This is a genomic window from Pararhodobacter sp., assembly GCF_034676075.1.
In the GTDB taxonomy this organism is placed as follows: Bacteria; Pseudomonadota; Alphaproteobacteria; order Rhodobacterales; family Rhodobacteraceae; genus Pararhodobacter.
Window position 1 is genome coordinate 24,736 of sequence record NZ_JAUCCQ010000024.1, and the last position, 18,807, is coordinate 43,542.

General features: G+C 68.2%; 22 protein-coding genes and 1 pseudogene. 9 read left to right on the top strand and 14 right to left on the bottom strand.

The window, feature by feature from the left end:
• Window positions 1–61: 61 nt before the first annotated feature.
• Window positions 62–817 (bottom strand): transcriptional regulator FnrL, encoded by a 756-nt coding sequence (fnrL, locus tag VDQ18_RS09645; protein ID WP_323020730.1) that lies wholly within the window; start codon window positions 815–817, stop codon window positions 62–64.
• 51 nt (window positions 818–868) lie between these two features.
• Between fnrL and hemN the strand changes: the two genes are divergently transcribed.
• Window positions 869–2,224, top strand: coding sequence for an oxygen-independent coproporphyrinogen III oxidase (gene hemN / locus VDQ18_RS09650; protein WP_323020731.1), 1,356 nt, complete (start codon window positions 869–871; stop codon window positions 2,222–2,224).
• Between the two features lie 36 nt (window positions 2,225–2,260).
• On the opposite strand, the gene VDQ18_RS09655 is transcribed toward hemN, so the two are convergent.
• From VDQ18_RS09655 to VDQ18_RS09680, 6 genes are all read right to left on the bottom strand, one after another.
• A complete protein-coding gene (locus tag VDQ18_RS09655) occupies window positions 2,261–3,079 on the bottom strand; it encodes an META domain-containing protein (RefSeq protein WP_323020732.1) in 819 nt (272 codons plus the stop codon).
• A 160-nt stretch (window positions 3,080–3,239) separates the two neighbouring features.
• Entirely contained in the window at window positions 3,240–4,001 is a 762-nt protein-coding gene (locus VDQ18_RS09660; protein WP_416235100.1) for a gamma-glutamyl-gamma-aminobutyrate hydrolase family protein, read from the bottom strand.
• A 72-nt stretch (window positions 4,002–4,073) separates the two neighbouring features.
• Window positions 4,074–6,146 carry a bifunctional DedA family/phosphatase PAP2 family protein gene (locus tag VDQ18_RS09665; protein WP_323020734.1) on the bottom strand — a complete coding sequence of 691 codons (2,073 nt, stop codon included), beginning with the start codon at window positions 6,144–6,146 and terminating at the stop codon, window positions 4,074–4,076.
• Between the two features lie 10 nt (window positions 6,147–6,156).
• On the bottom strand, window positions 6,157–6,582 hold the full coding sequence (locus VDQ18_RS09670; RefSeq protein ID WP_323020735.1) for a heme-binding protein: 426 nt from the start codon (window positions 6,580–6,582) through the stop codon (window positions 6,157–6,159).
• Between the two features lie 9 nt (window positions 6,583–6,591).
• A complete protein-coding gene (locus VDQ18_RS09675; RefSeq protein WP_323020736.1) occupies window positions 6,592–7,044 on the bottom strand; it encodes an isoprenylcysteine carboxylmethyltransferase family protein in 453 nt (150 codons plus the stop codon).
• On the bottom strand, window positions 7,041–9,200 hold the full coding sequence (locus VDQ18_RS09680; RefSeq protein WP_323020737.1) for a malate synthase G: 2,160 nt from the start codon (window positions 9,198–9,200) through the stop codon (window positions 7,041–7,043). The genes VDQ18_RS09675 and VDQ18_RS09680 overlap by 4 nt, the downstream gene beginning before the upstream one ends.
• 221 nt (window positions 9,201–9,421) lie before the next feature.
• Here VDQ18_RS09680 and VDQ18_RS09685 point away from each other — a divergent pair, with 221 nt between their 5' ends.
• From VDQ18_RS09685 to VDQ18_RS09705, 5 genes are read left to right on the top strand one after another with little or no spacing between them, the layout of a single operon-like run.
• A complete protein-coding gene (locus tag VDQ18_RS09685) occupies window positions 9,422–9,814 on the top strand; it encodes a VOC family protein (protein WP_323020738.1) in 393 nt (130 codons plus the stop codon).
• Between the two features lies 1 nt (window position 9,815).
• A complete protein-coding gene (locus tag VDQ18_RS09690) occupies window positions 9,816–10,457 on the top strand; it encodes a dihydrofolate reductase family protein (RefSeq protein WP_323020739.1) in 642 nt (213 codons plus the stop codon).
• Window positions 10,454–10,804 (top strand): metalloregulator ArsR/SmtB family transcription factor, encoded by a 351-nt coding sequence (locus tag VDQ18_RS09695; RefSeq protein ID WP_323020740.1) that lies wholly within the window; start codon window positions 10,454–10,456, stop codon window positions 10,802–10,804. The genes VDQ18_RS09690 and VDQ18_RS09695 overlap by 4 nt, the downstream gene beginning before the upstream one ends.
• On the top strand, window positions 10,788–11,261 hold the full coding sequence (locus tag VDQ18_RS09700; RefSeq protein ID WP_323020741.1) for an SRPBCC family protein: 474 nt from the start codon (window positions 10,788–10,790) through the stop codon (window positions 11,259–11,261). Before VDQ18_RS09695 ends, VDQ18_RS09700 begins: the two co-directional genes overlap by 17 nt.
• On the top strand, window positions 11,258–12,130 hold the full coding sequence (locus VDQ18_RS09705; protein WP_323020742.1) for an SRPBCC domain-containing protein: 873 nt from the start codon (window positions 11,258–11,260) through the stop codon (window positions 12,128–12,130). Before VDQ18_RS09700 ends, VDQ18_RS09705 begins: the two co-directional genes overlap by 4 nt.
• A 1-nt stretch (window position 12,131) precedes the next feature.
• Here VDQ18_RS09705 and VDQ18_RS09710 read toward each other — a convergent pair whose 3' ends face one another.
• Window positions 12,132–13,439: an FAD-binding domain-containing protein gene (locus VDQ18_RS09710; protein ID WP_323020743.1), complete on the bottom strand. Its 1,308-nt coding sequence runs from the start codon at window positions 13,437–13,439 to the stop codon at window positions 12,132–12,134.
• Window positions 13,440–13,614: 175 nt separating this feature from the next.
• Between VDQ18_RS09710 and VDQ18_RS09715 the strand changes: the two genes are divergently transcribed.
• The gene (locus VDQ18_RS09715) at window positions 13,615–13,773 is read left to right on the top strand and encodes a hypothetical protein (RefSeq protein WP_323020744.1); all 159 of its coding nucleotides are present in this window, start codon (window positions 13,615–13,617) and stop codon (window positions 13,771–13,773) included.
• A gap of 3 nt (window positions 13,774–13,776) precedes the next feature.
• Here VDQ18_RS09715 and VDQ18_RS09720 read toward each other — a convergent pair whose 3' ends face one another.
• The 4 genes from VDQ18_RS09720 to rplS form a co-directional block, all read right to left on the bottom strand.
• Window positions 13,777–14,586, bottom strand: coding sequence for a division plane positioning ATPase MipZ (locus VDQ18_RS09720; protein ID WP_107753380.1), 810 nt, complete (start codon window positions 14,584–14,586; stop codon window positions 13,777–13,779).
• 83 nt (window positions 14,587–14,669) lie between these two features.
• The gene (locus VDQ18_RS09725; protein ID WP_323020745.1) at window positions 14,670–15,854 is read right to left on the bottom strand and encodes a hypothetical protein; all 1,185 of its coding nucleotides are present in this window, start codon (window positions 15,852–15,854) and stop codon (window positions 14,670–14,672) included.
• 67 nt (window positions 15,855–15,921) lie between these two features.
• Window positions 15,922–16,143, bottom strand: a complete 222-nt coding sequence (gene rpmE, locus VDQ18_RS09730; RefSeq protein ID WP_107753384.1) for a 50S ribosomal protein L31 — start codon at window positions 16,141–16,143, stop codon at window positions 15,922–15,924.
• A gap of 11 nt (window positions 16,144–16,154) precedes the next feature.
• Complete coding sequence (rplS, locus tag VDQ18_RS09735; RefSeq protein ID WP_107753385.1) at window positions 16,155–16,535, bottom strand: 50S ribosomal protein L19; 381 nt, start codon at window positions 16,533–16,535, stop codon at window positions 16,155–16,157.
• Window positions 16,536–16,881: 346 nt separating this feature from the next.
• On the opposite strand from rplS, the gene VDQ18_RS09740 reads away from it, so the two are divergent.
• Window positions 16,882–17,214 (top strand): metalloregulator ArsR/SmtB family transcription factor, encoded by a 333-nt coding sequence (locus VDQ18_RS09740; protein WP_323020746.1) that lies wholly within the window; start codon window positions 16,882–16,884, stop codon window positions 17,212–17,214.
• Complete coding sequence (locus tag VDQ18_RS09745; RefSeq protein ID WP_323020747.1) at window positions 17,211–17,732, top strand: SRPBCC family protein; 522 nt, start codon at window positions 17,211–17,213, stop codon at window positions 17,730–17,732. Before VDQ18_RS09740 ends, VDQ18_RS09745 begins: the two co-directional genes overlap by 4 nt.
• Window positions 17,733–17,770: 38 nt before the next feature.
• On the opposite strand, the gene VDQ18_RS09750 is transcribed toward VDQ18_RS09745, so the two are convergent.
• Window positions 17,771–18,535, bottom strand: a complete 765-nt coding sequence (locus tag VDQ18_RS09750; protein ID WP_323020748.1) for an ABC transporter permease — start codon at window positions 18,533–18,535, stop codon at window positions 17,771–17,773.
• Window positions 18,532–18,807 (bottom strand): annotated as a pseudogene (locus tag VDQ18_RS09755) (ABC transporter ATP-binding protein); the annotation flags it as partial. The gene VDQ18_RS09750 and the pseudogene VDQ18_RS09755, both read right to left, overlap by 4 nt.

Consider the following 18,807-nt stretch of genomic DNA (forward strand, 5'->3'; position numbering starts at 1 on the left):
CCGCGCGAACCGGGGCAAGATTGGGGCCGCCCCGGGGCATTCTTGCGGCGACCGGACGGGATCAGACCAGGAAACCACCGTCGCTGTCGTCACCTGCCTCTTCGATCAGACGGTCGAAGTCGGGAATGGTGATGTGGCGCTTGCCTTCGATCTCGATGATGCCGTCCTTGCGCAGGGCGCTGATCTGGCGGCTCACTGTTTCCAAAGTAAGCCCCAAATACTCCGACATCGCCTCGCGCGTCAGCGGCAGGTCAACGATCACCCGCCCCTCGCTCTTCTGCATCTTCAGGGAGGCATCGCGCCGGGCGATGATGGCAATGAGGCTCGCGATCTTTTCCCGCGCCGTCTTGCGGCCCAGCAGCAGCATCCATTCCCGCGCCGCGTCCAGTTCGTCCAGCGTCATCTCCAGAAGGCGCTGGCCGACATGCGGCGTCTGGACCATCAGCTCCTCGAAGGGCTTCTTGCGGAAGCAGCACATCACCAGATCGGTGGTCGCCACCACGTCATAGGCGGCAGTCTCGCGCCCCGGACGGCCGACGAAATCCGAGGGCAGCAGCAGGCCCACCATCTGACGGCGGCCATCTTCCATGGTCTGGGTCAGCGTGGCGATCCCGGTCACTACCGAGCCCACGAAATCCATCCGGTCGCCCGACCAGACGATGGTCTGCCCGGCCTCGAAACTGCGGTAATACTTGGTTTCTTCCAGCCGGACCAATTCATCGGTTTCGCAGCGTGCACAAACCGCCCGATGCCGGATCGGACAATCCCCACATTGCACATGGGTGAACTTCACGGGGGCGGTTGAGGTTTTCTGCATCGGGTTGATTTAGGTCAAGGCTCGCGGGCTGAGTATCGCCAAACTAGGCGAATGGATACGGAATCGCAACTCGCCCGACTGGGTCTCTTTGACGCGCGCGTGCCGCGCTATACGAGCTATCCGACTGCGCCGCAATTCTCGGCCGCGATCGGTGGCGATCATTTCGCCCGCTGGGTCAAGGCGATCCCGCCGGGCAGCCCGGTCTCGCTCTATCTGCACGTGCCTTTCTGTCGGCGCCTGTGCTGGTTCTGCGCCTGCCGGACGCAGGGCACCTCGCACGACGATCCGGTGATCGCCTATGTCGAGACGCTGAAAACCGAACTGGTTCTTTTGCAGCGCATCCTGCCCGAGGGCGTCACGCTGTCGCGGCTGCATTGGGGCGGCGGCACGCCGACGATGATCCCGGCGCCGCAGATGACCGAACTGGCGCGGGTGATCCAGAACGTCGTGCCGCTGGGCGACGGTGCCGAATTCTCGGTCGAGATCGACCCGAACGAGATTGACGAGGCCCGCCTCGATGCTTTGGCCGCGGCGGGGATGAACCGCGCCTCCATCGGGGTGCAGGATTTCGATCCCGAGATCCAGAAAGTCATCGGCCGCGACCAGAGCTATGAGGTCACCCGCCGCGCGGTCGAGATGATCCGCGCCCGGGGCGTGACCAGCCTCAACGCCGACATCCTCTATGGCCTGCCGCATCAGACCAGCGCCCGGCTCAGCGATTCGGTGCAGAAACTGCTGTCGCTGTCGCCCGACCGGGTGGCGCTTTACGGCTATGCCCATGTGCCGTGGATGGCCCGGCGCCAGCAGATGATCCCGTCCGACACCCTGCCCCGCCCCGAGGAGCGGCTCGCCCTCTTCGAGACCGCGCAGAAGCTCTTCAACTGGGACGGCTATGTCGACATCGGCATCGACCATTTCGCCCGGCCCGAGGATGGGCTGGCGGTGGCGGCGCGCAATGGCAGGCTGAGGCGCAACTTCCAGGGCTATACCGACGACACGGCGAGCGCGCTGATCGGGCTGGGGGCCTCCTCCATCTCGATGTTCCCGCAGGGCTATGCGCAGATGAACGCGGCAACCTCGGGCTGGACCAAGGCGGTGCGCGAGGGGGCCTTCGCCACCGCGCGGGGGCACGAATTCCAGGGCGAGGACCGGCTGCGCGCCCGGATCATCGAGGCGCTGATGTGCGATTTCGCCGTGCAGACCGATGAGCTGGTGCGGGATTTCGGCGTGACGCGGGCGGCGATGAACGCGCTCTTCGCGCCGGTGGCCGAGAAATTCGGCGCCTTCGTCCGCCACGATGCGCGGGGGCTGTCGATCCCGGCCGACGGGCGGCCGCTTACCCGGATGATCGCCGCGCAATTCGACGCCTATGCCATGGCCAAGACCGGGCATTCCTCGGCCATCTGACCGGAAGAGGACCCGCGCGGAGCGGGCCCCTTTGCCTCAATGCGGCGCGAAACGGGCCAGCAACCGGCCACCCTCGCCGCGCAGGATCAGCCTGCCGCCCAGGATCTCCATCTGGCGGGTGGCGTTGAAAGCCTCCAGCAACAGACGCTCGACCTGCCCAGCCTCGCCGCCGCAGCCGCGCCGCGTCATCATGATCCCGCCGATCCGATGCCCGCCACCCTCGGCCGTGACCCGGCCGGTGAAAGCGTTGCAGCCGGTGTTGCCCTCGGCCCCGCCCTGCCGGTCGATGCCGATCTGGACCGCGGCCCGGGTGGACATTGACAGCGGCAGCGACTGACCGTTGACAAAGAGGTCCTGCACCCGCCACTGGCCGACGAAGATTGCCGCCGGGGGGCGCGGCGGCAGGGGACGCGGCGCCGCGCTCGTCGGGATCAGCTGGAATTGCTGGGCCCGCCCGGCGCTGCCCCAGGTGGCGTTCAGGCGCTGACCGCGGCCATCGGCGCCGACGAACTGCCCGCTCTGGACCGAGCGCAGGCTCACGCTGCCGCCCTGCTCGACCAGTTCGAACGTCTCCCAGCCGCGGATATGCGGCGAGACGAGGCCCATTTCGGTGGCAGCCCCGATCCCCGCGCGCAGGAACAGCCCGCTCGCCGGATCGCGGAACGCCACGCGCCGCCCGTCAAGGCGGATCATCTCCATCGGCACCGCGGCTCCGGCGCCGAGCCGCAGCAGGCCGGCGCTGTCGCGGCCGACCGGCTGGCCGGTGGCCAGGGATTGCAGGGTGACGACCTCGGCCCATGCGGGCGCGGTCAGGCAAAGGACAAGCGCCAGCGCGCGGCAGAACGAGCGCAGCATCGGATCAGAGACCCAGCGCGGGCGAGGTGGCGGGAACGATGGCGATGAAGGCGCCGATGATGCCAGCGAGAAGAACGAGCAGCTTGTCCATGTCAGCCTCCGCTACGGCCCCCAGCGGGCCTTTCAGAGGTCAGTCGGACACGCGCCGCAAAGGGTTCAATCAGGCGTTCACCGACGCCCAGTCGCGCACCGCCTCGCCAAAGGCTGCGAACAGCGGGCGCGAGACGGGATCGTTGGCGGCGTTGTATTCGGGGTGCCATTGCACGGCCAGCGTGAAGCCCGGCGCATCCTGGACATAGATCGCCTCGGGCGTGCCGTCGGGCGCGTGGCCGTCGATGACGATGCGCTTGCCCGGGGTCTTGATGCCCTGCCCGTGCAGCGTGTTGGTCATCACCTGCTGCGCGCCCATCAACCGGTGGAACGGCCCGCCCTCGGTGAAGGTCACCATGTGGCGCAGGGCGAATTTCTCCTCCAGCGTGCCATCGGGGGGCATGCGGTGGTTCATCCGCCCCGGCAGGTCGCGGATCTCCGGATACAGCGAACCGCCCATGGCCACGTTGACCTCCTGGAATCCGCGACAGACGCCCAGGAACGGCTGCCCGCGCTCCACACAGGCGCGCACCAGCGGCAGGGTGATGGCGTCGCGGTTGCGGTCATGGGCGCCGTGGGCTTCGGTATGCTCCTCGCCGTATTCCTCGGCGTGCACGTTGGGCCGCCCGCCGGTCAGCAGGAAGCCGTCGCAGACCGCCATCAATTCCTCGACCGAGACAAAGCGCGGATCGGCCGGGATCAGCAGCGGCATGGCGCCCGAGACGTCGGCCACCGCCGCCGAGATCATCGAGGCCCCGGCATGCACATGATAGGTTTCGTTCAGTAGAGCGGCATTACCGATAACACCGACAACCGGACGCTTGCGCGACATCATCTGTTCCTGCGGATCGCTTCCCTCGCCAAACCTAGTCCCGGCGGCGGGCGAAGAAAAGGGGGCGGGCGGTCAGGGCAGGCGCAGGATCACGGCCTGCCCATCGCTTGACCACGGATCGCCCGCAATCGACGTGCCGGACAGCGCCGATCCGGTGGCGACGCGCCCCAGCTCGACCGCGCCCGCCGCCACCAGCGCCGCGGCCAGCCGGTCCCGCTCGGCATCCGGATCGGGGGCGATGTGGTGCAGAAGCGTGCGGTCGATCCCGTCGTCGAAACTGGCCGCCCCGACCCAGAGGCGGAGCCCCGCTTCCGTGACATAGCGCGAGCGCCAGAGCCGCAGGTGATGGCGGCGGCGTTCGCTATGGTCGGGCGTGGCCTCTTCCCAGGCGCTGTCATTGGGCGCGCCCTCCCAGAAATAGGGCACCACCGGCGCGGTCGGATCCTCCAGATTGCGCCAGGCGCTCCAGGCGGCGCGGGTCACGGCCTGCAGGCCCGGGGATTCGGCCAGAACCCAGCCGAGGCCCTGCATCGCCGCGCTGACCGCTTGCTCGTCCCGGGCGACGAGGATCAGGTTGATCGGCTCCAGCGGCGTGCCCAGCACCGATTCCGCCTGCGCCGGAAAGCCCCGCGCCTCGACCACCGCAGGGGCGGCGGCCAGCGTCACATCGGCGGGGCCGGTCCAGGGCAGGGTCTGCGCCTTGTCGTAAAAGACCGTGACCCAGGCCGCCCCCGCCAGCAGCAGCGCCACCGGCAGCGCCATCCAGCGCCCCCGTGGCATCGGCGCGGGCCGGGGCCGGGTGTCGTCCCACCATTCGGCCATGGCGATGCCCACGACCAGCCACAGCGTGCCGACCAGCCAGCCGTTCAGCACGTCGCTGAGGTAATGCTGCGCCAGATAGATCCGGCTGCCCCCCACCAGCAGCGCCATCAGCGGCGCCAGCACCAGCACCACCGGCAGCCGCAGCCAGCGCATCCGCCAGGCGACATAGAACACGCTGCCCCAGAACGCGGCCGAGATCGCTGCATGGCCCGAGGGGAAGCTGTTCGTCGTCTCGACGAAGAAGGCGAAAGGCGGCCGGTCGCGCTGGAAGATCAGTTTCAGCACCGTCACGCTCAGCGCGTTGCCGATCACCGCCACCGCCAGCCCCAGCGCCAGATCGCGCCGACCGCGCGCCAGCAGCCACAGGGCCAGCGCGATCGAGATGGCGGCGACGACCCGCGTGTCGCCCAGCGCCGTGACATGGGTCGTAACCCTCAGCGCCGCCGGGTTGCGGAAGGCGTGCATCAGATTGGCCACGCGCTCGTCAATGGCGATGATCGGTGCCGCCGTCAGCCAGTCGAGGACCGAGGCCACCCAGACGCCCAGCAGATAGACGAAGACCAGCGCCAGCATGGTGGCAGGCAGGCCACCGAAGCGCCCCTGCTCCACCCGCCGGACGATGAAGGCCGCCAGCCGCGGATAGCGCGCCGCCAGCCGTTGCACCCAGGGCAGCGCGACCAGCGCCCCGGCGGCCATGCCGGTCACGCGCTGCACGAAGGGCCAGAGCCTCAGCGCCCGCGCCACCAGCCAGATCAGCAAGAGGATGAGCAGCAGCACCGCCAGCACCGGCAGGCCGACCCGGGTGACCAGAGGTCCGAACTGGCTGAGCGCCCCGCCCAGCAGATAGCCCAGCGACAGGTGGAACAGCGTATAGGGCACCGAGGCGACGATGGACCACAAAAGGAAACGCCGGTGCGCCATCCCCGACAGCGCCGCGGCGATGGGCACGAGGCCCGAGACCGGGCCCAGGAACCGCCCGATGACCAGCGCCAGCCCGCCGTAACGCTCGAAGAGCGTTACCGCGCGGGCGAAGGTGCGCGAGCCTTCGAGCCGCCCCTTCAGCCCGCGCTGCGCCAGCCGCCCGGTCCAGTAGCCCAGCTCGGTCCCAAGGACCGAGCCGATGGCCACGAACCAGGCCAGGTCGATCGGATCCAGAACCCCTTGCTGGATCAGCATCCCGCCCGCGTCGACGACCAGCGCCCCGGGCACCACGACGCCGGTGACGAACCAGGCCTCGAGCATCGCCGCCAGACCGACGACCCAATAGCCCAGCGCGCCCATCGCCTCGATGGACGGCAGGATCTGGTCCATGGTCGGAAACATGGCGGTCGCCTCAGCCCTCGCCCACCAGCCCCGCGGCCTCGGCCCCGGCGATGCCCGCCAGCGCGTCGTTGTCCGAGGTGTCGCCGGTGATGCCCACCGCGCCGACAATGGCGCCCGTGGCCTTGTCGCGCAGCAGGACGCCGCCCGCCACCGGCACCACCTTGCCGTCATAGACCCCGCCCAGCGCGCCGATGAAATGCGGCCGATCGGCGTACATTTCGCCCAGCTTGCGGCTGGACACGCCGATCATCACCGCGCCGTAGGCCTTGCCCTGGGCGATGCCGAAGCGGCCGACCGGCGCGCCATCCTCGCGTTCGAAGGCCAGCACATGCCCGCCGGCGTCCAGCACCACGACCGAGAGCGGTTTCATCCCCTTCTCGCGCCCCTTGGCGCGGGCGGTGGCGATGATGGTGCGGGCTTGATCGAGGGTCAGCATGGGGGTCTCCTACCAGCGTCTTGTGGCGGCACTATAGCGTTCTGCCTCGGCGCCGAAAGTGTCGAGAAGGGCCTGTTCCTCGGCCCGGATAAAACGATGCGTGATCAGGGGCGGGAAGAGGGCGACGACCAGCAGCGCGCTGAGCGTGCCCCAGAGGAAGCCGGTGCCCAGTAACGCCAGCGCCATCCCGGTATAGATCGGGTTGCGGTTCAGCCGGTAGGGCCCCTCGACGATCAGGGCCCTCGGCACCCGCCGCGGTTCGATCGCCGTGCGCTTGCGCCAAAACCAGAGCGCGGCCCAACCGGCCAGCCCCAGCCCCGCCGCCAGCAGGACCCAGCCCAGGGGCCAGGCCCAGCCGCCCATCCCTGCCAGCGGCAGCAGCCGGGCGAGCAATCCTTGCAGCAGGAAGACCCCGAAGGCCCAGACGGGCGGCAGATCGGGGAAGCCCCGCAGATGGCTCACGCCCGGGCTGCCTTCAGCTCCAGCCTGCGGGCGTGCAGCACCGGCTCGGTATAGCCGGAGGGCTGCTCACGCCCCTTGAACACCAGATCACAAGCCGCCTTGAAGGCGATCCCGTCGAACCCCGGCGCCATCGGCACATAGAGCGGGTCGTCCGCGTTCTGGCGGTCGACCACGGCGGCCATCTTCTTCATCCCGGCCATGACTTGCGCCTCGGAAATCACCCCGTGATGCAGCCAGTTGGCCAAAGCCTGCGAGGAAATCCGGCAAGTCGCCCGATCCTCCATCAGCCCGACATCGTGGATATCCGGCACCTTCGAACAACCGACGCCCTGATCGACCCAGCGCACGACATAGCCCAGGATCCCCTGCGCGTTGTTCTCGATCTCGGCGGTGATCTCGGCCTCGGACCAGTTGACGCCCTGAGCGACCGGAATGGTCAGCAGGTCCGCCAGCGTGCCCCGGGCGCCGCCCTTGGCGATCTCGTCCTGCCGGGCCATCACATCGACCTGATGGTAATGCGTGGCGTGCAGCGTTGCCGCGGTGGGGCTGGGAACCCAGGCACAGGTCGCGCCCGCTTTCGGATGGCCGATCTTCTGCTTCAGCATCTCGGCCATCAGATCGGGCGCCGCCCACATCCCCTTGCCGATCTGCGCATGACCCTTCAGCCCGCAGGCCAGGCCGATATCGACGTTGCGATCCTCATAGCTGGCGATCCAGGGCTGGGACTTCATGTCGCCCTTCTTCACCATCGGCCCCGCTTCCATCGAGGTGTGGATCTCGTCCCCCGTCCGGTCGAGGAAGCCGGTGTTGATGAAGGCCACCCGATGCTTCGCCGCCCGGATGCATTCCTTGAGGTTGGCCGAAGTGCGGCGCTCCTCGTCCATGATCCCCAGCTTGACGGTGTAGCGCGGCAGGCCCAGCGCCTTCTCGACCTCGGTAAAGATCTCGTCGGCGAAGGCCACTTCCTCGGGCCCGTGCATCTTCGGCTTCACCACATAGACCGAACCATGCAGCGAATTGCGCGGGCCTTCGGTCTTCTTCAGGTCATGCATGGCGCAGAGCACCGTGACCATCGCATCCAGCAGCCCCTCGCCCGCCTCGCGCCCTTCGGCGTCCAGCACGGCGGGGTTGGTCATCAGATGGCCGACGTTGCGAACCAGCATCAGCGCCCGGCATTTCACCGTCAGCGGCTGGCCCGAGGGCGTCTGATAGGTGAAATCGCCATAGAGCTTGCGGGTCGTGGTCTTGCCACCCTTGGTGACTTCCTCGGTCAGGTCGCCCTTCATCAGGCCCAGCCAGTTGCCCCAGGCCAGCACCTTGTCCTCGCCATCGACCGCCGCGACCGAATCCTCGCAATCCATGATCGCGCTGACCGCCGCTTCCAGCGCCACATCGGCGAGGCCAAAGGGATCGTCCTTGCCGATCTGATGCGCGGGGTTGATCAGCAGTTCCAGCTTCAAGCCGTTCTTGGTCAGCAGGATCTGGCGCCACTCGCCGTTCTCCGCCCAGCCGAGGAATTGCGCCGGATCGGCCAGACCCGTCTCGCCCCCGGCCGTGGTCAGGACCAGCTCGCCCTCCCTGACGGCAAGCCCCGTCACCTCGGCCCAGCCAGCGCCCTTCAAGGGCACCGCCTTGTCCAGATGCGCCTTGGCCCAGGCCACGACCCGCGCGCCGCGCGCCGGGTCATAGCCCTTGCCTGCGGGCAGGTCGCCCATCGCATCGGTGCCGTAGAGCGCATCGTACAGCGAGCCGTAGCGCGCATTCGCCGCGTTCAGCGCGTAGCGGGCGTTCATCACCGGGACGACCAGCTGGGGACCGGGGGTGGTGGCGATCTCGGGGTCGATGCCCGAGGTCTCGATGCGGAAATCCGGGCCTTCCGGCACCAGATAACCGATCTCGGTCAGGAAATCGCGATAGGCGGCGGCGTCGAACGCCTGCCCCTTGCGCGCGACATGCCAGGCGTCGATCTGCGCCTGCATCGCTTCACGCTTGGCCAAGAGCGCGCGGTTCTTCGGGCCCAGCCCGTTCACCAGCCCCGCCAGCCCCGCCCAGAAGGCATCGGCCCCGATGCCGGTGCCCGGTAGGGCCTCTCCCTCGATGAAGGCCACCACGCGGGCATCCACCTGAAGACCCGCCTTGTCGATGCGCCGCACCATGGCCCGCACTCCCGTCCGCTGGGGCCCTTCGGCCCTGATTGTATGCTGTTGTAGACAATACGAACAAAGGTTTCCGATAGGCAACACGCGATTGCTGCCCCGCAGCAGCGAAATCCCCACAGGAGTTTTCGGGAAAATTAGTTAGTTTCTTTCCTAACTTTTTACTTGCGCGACTCAGGGCAGATAGTTAGCCAATAAGCTAACCAACATGGGAGAGCCCGATGCCCCGCATGATCTTCGTCAACCTGCCCGTGGCCGACCTGCCGAAATCCATGGGATTCTGGCGGGCGCTCGGCTTCGATTTCAACCTCGACTACACGGACGAGACGGCGGCCTGCCTGGTGCTCTCGGACACGATCTTCGCCATGCTGCTGACCCATGACAAGTTCCGCGGCTTCGCCCAGCGCGACCCGGCCGATACCGCCACTCATCGCGAGGCGCTGATCGCCCTGTCGCTGGAAAGCCGCGAGGATGTGGACCGCATCGTCGAGGCCGCCATGGCCAACGGTGGCGGCGCGCATGGCGAGGCGATGGACCACGGCTTCATGTACTACCGCCCCTTCACCGACCCCGACGGCCATGTCTGGGAACTGACCTATTTCCCGGCCGCCTGACATGTCCCTGATCCGCGTGGAAAGTTTCACCGTCTCGGCCGACGGCTATGGCGCCGGGCGCGACCAGTCGCTTGAGGCGCCGATGGGCGTGAATGCGCAAGGCCTGCACGGCTGGGCCTTCGCCACCCGCACCTTCCGCGCGATGTTCGGGCAGGAGGGGGGCTCGGACGGCCCGGATGACCGCATCGCCCGCCGGGGGTTCGAGAATATCGGCGCCTGGGTCATGGGGCGGCATATGTTCACCCATGAGCGGGGGGAATGGTCGGACCCGGACTGGCGTGGATGGTGGGGTGAAACCCCACCCTACCATTGCCCGGTCTTCGTGCTGACCCACCATGCCCGGCCCGATCTGCAGGTCGCCGACACCACCTTCCATTTCGTCACCGAGGGGCTGGAAACCGCTCTGACCCGGGCGAAAGCGGCGGCGCAGGGCAAGGACGTGCGCCTCGGCGGCGGGGTTGCCACGCTGCGCGAAGGCTTCACCCGGGGCCTGATCGACCGCGCCCATATCGCCGTGTCGCCGGTGCTGCTGGGCGGGGGGGAATCGCTGTGGCAAGACCTCGACCTCCCCGCACTGGGCTACCGGATCGCCGAAAGCCTGCCCACCGAGCACGCCACCCACCTGACGCTCGCGCGCGGATGAGCGCCGAACCCCGCCTCGACGCCCTGTTCCAGGCCCTTGCCGATCCCACCCGGCGGGCCATCCTGTCGCAACTGGCGCGCGGCCCGGCCAGCGTCAGCGATCTGGCGCAGCCTTTCGACATGGCCCTGCCCTCGCTGATGGGCCATCTGCGCAAACTGGAAGACGCGGGGCTGATCGACACGAAAAAAGACGGCCGCGTGCGCACCTGTGCCATCGTTCCCGAGGCCTTCGCCCCGGTTCGCGGCTGGCTGGACGAACAGCGGGCGCTCTGGGAGGGGCGTCTGGACCGGCTGGAAGAGTACGTCATGCACCTGATGAAGGAGAGATCCGATGATGCTGAATCCTGACACCGACCTCAAACTCACCCGCACCCTGAACGCGCCCCGGGCGGTGCTCTGGGACTGCTGGACCAAGCCCGAGCACCTGATGCATTGGTTCGTGCCGCGCCCGCACAAGGTCGTCGCCTGCGAGCTGGATGTCCGGCCCGGCGGCAAATGCAACACCACCTTCGAGGTCGACGGCAATCTGATGCCCAACAATGGCGTCTATCTGGAGGTGATCCCGGGCGAGAAGCTGGTCTTCACCGACACCTATACCGAGGGCTGGAAACCCAGCCCCGAGCCCTTCATGACCGCCATCGTCACCTTCGAGGATGCGGGCGAGGGCAAGACCACCTACACCGCCATCGCCCGCCACCGAAACCCCGAGAGCGCCAAGCAGCACGCCGACATGGGCTTCTACGACGGCTGGGGCACGGTCGCGACGCAGCTTGAGGAATACGCGCAGGGGCTGGCCGCGAAATGACCAGCCGCTTCGCCACGCTGGTCTTCGAACGCCATGTCGCGGCGCCCGCCTCGGCGCTGTGGCATGCCTGGATCAGCCCCGCCGCCCGCGCCCTATGGTCCGCCCCGAACGAGGCGGTGACGGTCGAATACCTGTCGGCCGACCCCCATATCGGCGGCGAGGAATTGTCGCTCTGCAAGGTCGAGGGGCAGAAGGACATCGCCTGCGCGATCCGCTGGCTGGCGCTGGAACCCAACCGCCGCAGCGTGAATACCGAAGTGATCGGCTGCGAGGGGGTGATGCTGTCCGCGGCGCTGGTGACCGCCGACCTGCTGTCGCAGGGCGAGGGCTCGGCGCTGAAACTGACCGTGCAGCTGAGTTCGCTGGCCGAGGATATGGAGCAGGGCTACCAGCAGGGCTTCGGCGCGGGGCTCGACAACCTCGTCGCCGTCGCGCACCGCACCATGGTGCTGGAGCGGGTCATCGCCGCCCCCGCCGCGCTGGTCTGGGAGGCCTGGACCGACCCCAAGGCGCTGCCCCTTTGGTGGGGCCCCGAGGGGTTCTCCTGCCGGACGCAGCGCATCGACCTGCGGGCGGGCGGCGAATGGGTCTTCGACATGATCGGGCCGGACGGGACCGTCTTCCCCAACCACCACAAGATCAGCCGCCACGATGCGCTGGAACGCATCGACTACACGCTGCACTGGGGCGAGAACGGACCGAAACACGCCGATGCCTCGGCGCTGTTTCAGGATCTGGGCGGCAAGACCAAGGTGTCGCTCTGCATGACCTTCTCGTCGCAGGACGAACACGATCAGGCCAAGGGCTTCGGCGCCTATGAGCTGGGGTTGCAGACGCTGGACAAGCTGGCCCGGCATCTGGGCGTCTGACCTACAGGTCCAGCGCCATCTGCATGCCGTCGCCCCGCCGCCGTGCGGGGCGCAGCGGCCCCTCGATCAGCGGGTCGAGGCCCGGCCGCGACCGGGGCGGCGCCAGACGCGCCCGCATCAGCCGCGCCTCGCGCGTGGCGTTGGCCGGGTCCACCACCGGCTCGGGGTAGCGCCCGGCCAGCAGGCGGCGCGCGGGTGGCCAGAGCCAGGGTGCGTGCAGATGCGCGGCGGGGACCCGCTGGAGCTCCGGCAACCAGCGGCGGAGGAACGCGCCCTCCGGGTCCAGCCTGCGGCCCAGGGCCACCGGATCGGGCACCCGCCCCTCCCCCGCCCGGGCAATCTCGCGCCACAGGATCGCCGGGTCATGATCGGTGGAGAGCCGCGCCAGATGCAGGCCGACCGAGGCCGGATCGAGCCCCAGATGATGCAGCCCGACCGAGGCCAGCAGCCCCCGCGAGGCGCCGTCCAGCCAGCCGCCCGCCGCCAGCGCCCGCATCGCCGCGTCGACATAGGGCAGACCCGTCTCGCCCTTCGCCCAGGCGCCGGTATCGGCGACCCCCTCGGGTTCCTCTTGCACCGCCGCCAGCGCCGCCGCCCGCTTGCCCAATTGCACGCCCAGCGCCCGGCCCCGGGGCGATCCCGCCACCGCAGCCCGCACTTCCCGCGCGGACAGAAGCCCGAAGGCCAGATAGGGAGATAGCCGCGACCCCGACCTTTCGGCCCCCAGTGCGGTGGCCTGCGTGGGCGCATAGCCCTCGCCCCGCGCCTCCAGCCAGCCCTGCAACAGCGCCAGAGCCGCGGCCCGGCCGCCCGGCTGGCGGAAGCGGCAGGGATCCTCGGCCAACCCCAGCGCCCGCATGCCCGGAAGCGCGCCCGTCCCCTCCGCCACCGGCGGCAGGACCGGCGCGGGCAGGACGGCGCCCTGATCCTCGGCCACCTCAAGCCAGTCGAGCCCCCGCCCCCGCGCCCAGTCCCGCACCCGGGCGAATCGCGCCCGCGCAAGCGCGTTACCGGTCTCGGGATGAGTCACGATGCGGGTGAAGCGATGCTTGGCCTGCAGGCGCGCCAGAACCTCGACCGCCTCGCCCGCGCGCAGGATCAGCGGCTGACCGGCCCGCGCCAGATCCTCACGCAGCGACCGCAGCGATTCCTCAAGGAACGCCCAATGTCGCCCCGACGCATCCGCCCCAGCCCAGAGATCGGGCTCGGCCACATAGACCGGCAGCACCGGCCCCTCGGCCGCGGCCCGGGTCAACGCGGGGTGGTCATCGACCCTCAGGTCGCGCCGGAACCAGACGAGAGACAGCATGCGGGGACCGAACAGCGAAGCAGATGTTCATGTTTTACCCCTTGCGCGCCCCGCTGCGCAACCCCGCCGCATCCCCGCCCCGGAAGAAACCGCAAACCACCTTCCGGTCGCCGCAATCCCGCCCGAAACACCGGCTCAATTAACCACGAAGCGAAACCCCACGGAGACCCCGCCCATGACCTTCTCGCAAGCCGCCCTCGACCTGCTCGGCCAGGCCGTGAAACTGCCGCTGAACCTCTTTGCCGAGGATGAACAGAAGGTCTTCGACCGGCTGGACGACCTGCACCGCCACCTGCCGGACACGCTGCCGGAAAAGCGGTTCTTCAAGCACTGAGGGTCAGACGCTGACCTGAAGGCCTGGCAGGCGCAGCGCGGTCAACAGATCGCGCAACTCCTGCCGCGCGGCGACGTTCGAGATGTTCATCTGCTCGACGCCTGTGTCCTTCAGGTCCAGCAGCGTCAGCCCGCGCGGGAACAGCTCGCGGAAGATCACGCGCTCGGAAAACCCGGGCGCCACGCGAAAGCCGATGCGCTTGGACAAGGCGTCCAGCGCCTCGCCGACCTTGCGCTTGTTGTGCATCTGCTGGGCGCCCAGACGGTTTCTGAGCACGATCCAGTCGATCGGCTTCAGCCCGGCCTTGGCGCGCAGCTGCCGCGCCTGCCAGACCATCTCGGCATAGATCGACGGGCCCAGCACCGCGTTGGTGTTCGGGTCGATCCGGGCCAGCAGGTCGAAATCGACGAAACTGTCGTTCATCGGCGTGATCAGCGTATCGGCCAGCGAATGCGCCACCTGGCTCAGCCGGGTATGGCTGCCGGGGCAGTCGATGACGATGAAATCGCTGGCCTCGTCGAGGCCCGCCATCGCTTCGGACAGGCGGTGGTCGTTGATGTTCTCGCCCGCGGGCAGGCTGGCCGGGTCGATGGCGGGCAGCTCACGATAGACCGGGCTCGGCAGGGTGATCCCCTCGCGCGCGCAGAAGGCATTGCGGTTCTCGACATAGCGGCCGAAGGTCCGCTGCCGGACATCGAGGTCCAGCGCCCCCACCCGGTGGCCCATCCGCGCCAGAGCCGTTGCAATATGCATGGCGGTCGTGGACTTGCCCGACCCGCCCTTCTCGTTGCCGGTGACGATGATATGCGCCACGGTGTCTTCCTGCCTTTTTCCCGCCCTTCGCGGCGTCGGCGGACCATATGCCGAGCCTCCGCGCGGGGAAAGCGGAAACCCGCCTATTCGATGGACTGACCGAAGAGGGCGATGGCGGCGCCCAGCAGCGCCAGCCCCCCGTAAAGCCCCGCCTTGGCCTTGTTTTCCGGCCAGAATCGCACGCAGGCGATGGCCGATTGCGCCGCGTAATAGGCGGCGAAGGCGCGCGAGGCATAGGCGATGATCTGGAACACATCCGCGGCCCAGGTCAGGCCCAGCCCCACCGCCACGGTCAGCGCATAGGCCTGCCGCGTGCTGATGCGCTTGCGGCTGAGCTCCTCGATCAACCCGCCCGAGCCGCCGGTATCCGCCACCGCGGCCGAGAATTGCGCCGCCAGCGCCGCCGCGACCAGCACGAAGGGCAGGACCGGCGCGACCACGCCCATCATGTCGACGATGGCGGTTTCGCTCAGCGCGATGTTGGCGGGGTCGAAGGCATAGGTGACCAGCGCGATATAGATCAGATAGATCAGGGTCGAGGCGATCTGCGCCCAGCGCATCGAGCGGATGCGCACCTCGGCCCCGTATTCGCGGCCCAGATAGCGCGAGGTCTCGAACCCCTGCACGGTGACGATCATGCCGAAGCCCAGGGTCAGCGCCGCCAGCCCCGTCTCGCTGGCCTGGGCGAAGATCAGGCTGCCCTCGGCCGCCTTGCCGCCGGTGAAGACGGCCAGCGCCAGGACCAGCCCGGCGATGATGGCGAGCTTGAGCGCAACGCTCGCGTATTCCATCCGCTCCAGCACGGCGAAGCCCCGGGTCCAGCCGACACTCAGGATCACCGCATAGACCGCTGTCGTCACCGCCCGCGCCGCCAGCTGCGACTCGAAGGGCGTGAGCGAGACGGCGAAACTGCCCAAGAGGTTCAGGTAATAGGCGACCGAGATCATATAGGCGAAGCCGAGCAGCGCCGAGGCCGTGCCCTCGGCCCAGGCGGGACCGGCGGCGCCCAGCGTCTCGATGGCGCGGATGTTGTCGCGGATCGCCATGCCGAAGCCCCAGGCCACCAGGCACAACAGCCCCATCGCCACGGGCGCCCAGCCGCCATAGGCGTGGTTCAAGAGCGGCCCCAGCACCAGGAAGCCCGAGCCGATGATCGAGGCCAAGGGCGTCACCATGGCCCGCCAGACCTCGGCCCGGCGCAGGCGCGGCAGCCACAGCAGGGTCAGCGCGACGGCAATCGTGGCCAGAATGGCAAGGTTCAGGATCATCGGCCCCCCGAAATGCGAAACGCCGCTACGGATGTAGCGGCGTTCCGGGGTCTTGGCGAGGGTCGGCTCAGAAGCCGAGGCCCGCGTATTTGTTCTTGAACTTCGACACGCGGCCGCCGGTGTCCATCAGGCGCGAGGTGCCGCCGGTCCAGGCCGGGTGCACCGAGGGGTCGATGTCCAGCGCCATGGTGTCGCCTTCCTTGCCCCAGGTCGACATCATCTGCACGATGGTGCCGTCGACGAGCTTGACGTTGATCAGGTGGTAATCGGGGTGGATCGAGGCTTTCATCGTCCGGTTCCTTACGCGTCGCTGCCCATCGGGCGGTAGTTGGTTTTCTCGGCGATACGGGCCGACTTGCCGCGGCGATCGCGCAGGTAGTACAGCTTGGCGCGACGGACCTTGCCGCGGCGGACCACGGTGATCGAATCGATGTTGGTCGAATAGAGCGGGAACATCCGCTCGACGCCTTCGCCGAACGAGATCTTGCGCACGGTGAACGAGGCGCCGATGCCCTTGCCGCCCGAGCGGCCGATGCAGACGCCTTCGAAGGCCTGCACGCGCGACCGGGTGCCTTCGGTCACTTTATAGCCGATGCGAACGGTGTCGCCGGCCTTGAAATCCGGGATTTCCTTGCCGAGCGCAGCGATCTGCTCGGCTTCGAGTTCCGCGATCAGGTTCATCTGATCTCTCCTATGATGCTCACGGTTGCTCCGTGAAGGTCTGTGCCGGCTCATTGCTCTGGTCGTCCACCGGATCCCGCCCGACAGGGCCGTCCGCCAGAGATGCGCGCGTCGTTCTGTGCCTTCCGTGCGGGCCTGGCTCCACCGGCGCAGGCGGGGCCCAAACGAAAACGGCCCGGCGGGCGATTCCGCCCCCGGACGGGCGCGGTATAGGGGCTGCCGGATCAGCGGTCAAGCCTTGCTGGCAAGGGGCGGGACGGGGGCGCGGCCATCGCTCAACCAATCGGTTGACTGACATGCAGGCCGAGCGTAACTTTACCACATGGTTGAACGAGAATCACCCCCCATGGACCAGATCTTCCACGCCCTCAGCGACACCACCCGCCGCGCCATGCTGCGCGATCTTGCCGGGGGTGAACGCACCATCGGCGAATTGGCAGCACCCCATGCCATGACCCTCGCCGCCGCCTCCAAGCACATCAAGGTGCTGGAAAAGGCGGGCCTCATCGACCGGCAGGTGCAATGGCGCACCCATACCTGCCGCCTGAACGCCGCGCCATTGGCCGCGGCCCAGCAGGAACTCGCCTTCTACGAACGCTTCTGGACCGACCGCCTCGACACGCTGGAACGCCTCCTGCGCGAGGATGACGCGCAGCCCAAACCCGGAGACAAGACATGAACGACCAGACCCCGACCGAAGACTTCGCCGCCCTCAATCCCGCGGGCGATACGCTGGTCATCCAGCGCTGGCTGCCCGGCCCCCTGCCCCGGCTCTGGGCCTTCCTCACCGACAGCGACAAACGCGCCCGCTGGCTGGCGGCGGGCGAGATGGAGCTGCGCCCCGGCGCGCCCCTGACCCTGACCTGGCGCAACGACGACCTCAGCGCCAAGGACGACCCCCGCCCGGCCGATTTCGGCGAGGAGCATTCGATGCAATCGCAGGTCACCGCGGTGGAGCCGATGCGCCTCCTCGCTTTCAGCTGGGGCGCGGGCGAGGTGCGGATCGAACTGGCGGAACGCAACGACCGCGTGTTGCTGACCCTGACCCATACCGGCATCACCGACGCCATGCGCCTCAGCGTTTCGGCCGGCTGGCACAGCCATCTCGATATCCTGCGGGCGCTGGCCGAGGGGGTCGAGCCGCCCTCGATCTGGCGCCACTACACGCGGCTGCGGGACCTCTACGCTGCCCGCTGAACGACAGGTCCCCGCCCCGAAAGGCGGGGACCAACCTCTCAGTGCCCGGGCCGCACCGCCCAGCCGGCAAAGATCCGCTCCAGCGCGACGATGGCGTAATAGAGCATGATCCCCAAGGCGGCCAAGGCGATCAGCACCGCGAACATCAGCGGGAAGTCGCTGTTGGTCTGAGCGCTCTGGAACAGATGCCCCAGACCGCGGCCATGCGGGGTGATGATCTCCACGAGGTTGGTGCCGATGAAGGCCAGCGTCACCGCCACCTTCAGCGCGCCGAAGAACTCGGGCAGCGTTTTCGGCAGGGCGATCTTCCAGAACACCGTCATCCGGCTGGCCCCCAACGAGCGCAGGATGTCGCGATATTCGGGCTCCAGCGTCGACAGCCCGATGGCGACCGAGACCGCGATCGGGAAGAACGAGATCATGAAGGCCATCAGGATCGTGTTGAAATCGTGCTGGCCCACGAACATCAGGGCGATGACCGGCACCACGGTCGCCTTGGGGATGGCGTTGAAGCCGACCAGCAGCGGGTAAAGCGCGTCGTTCATGGTCTTGGACAGGCCCATGACCATGCCCAGCAGTGTCCCGAACACCACCGCCACGCCCAGACCCACCACCGTGCGCCAGAGCGTCTGCCAGCCATAGAGCCAGAACAGGTTCTGATAGCGTACGAAGGCGGGCCAGAGGTCCGAGGGCGAGGCCATCTTGTAATCCGGCCAGCCCATCACCCAGACCAGCAATTCCCACAAGAGCAGCAGGATCACCACCGCGGCGACGGGGACGAGGATCTTTTTCCAGTCGATCATGCCACGGCCCTCCCCTGCGCGATCTGGATTTCCCGGCGCAGCACCGCGAGCCTCTCGACCGTGTCGGGCTCGTAGAGCATCTCCAACGGGCGCGGCCCGGGAATATCGACGTTCATCACGTATTGCGTGGTGGCGGGACGGCCGGACAGCACGACCACCTGATCCCCCAGATAAACGCTTTCGCGCAGGTCATGGGTGATCAGCAGCGCCGTGAAGGGCTCGTTGGCGCGCAGCTGGTGCATGGTCTGCCACAGATCCTCGCGCGTGAAGGC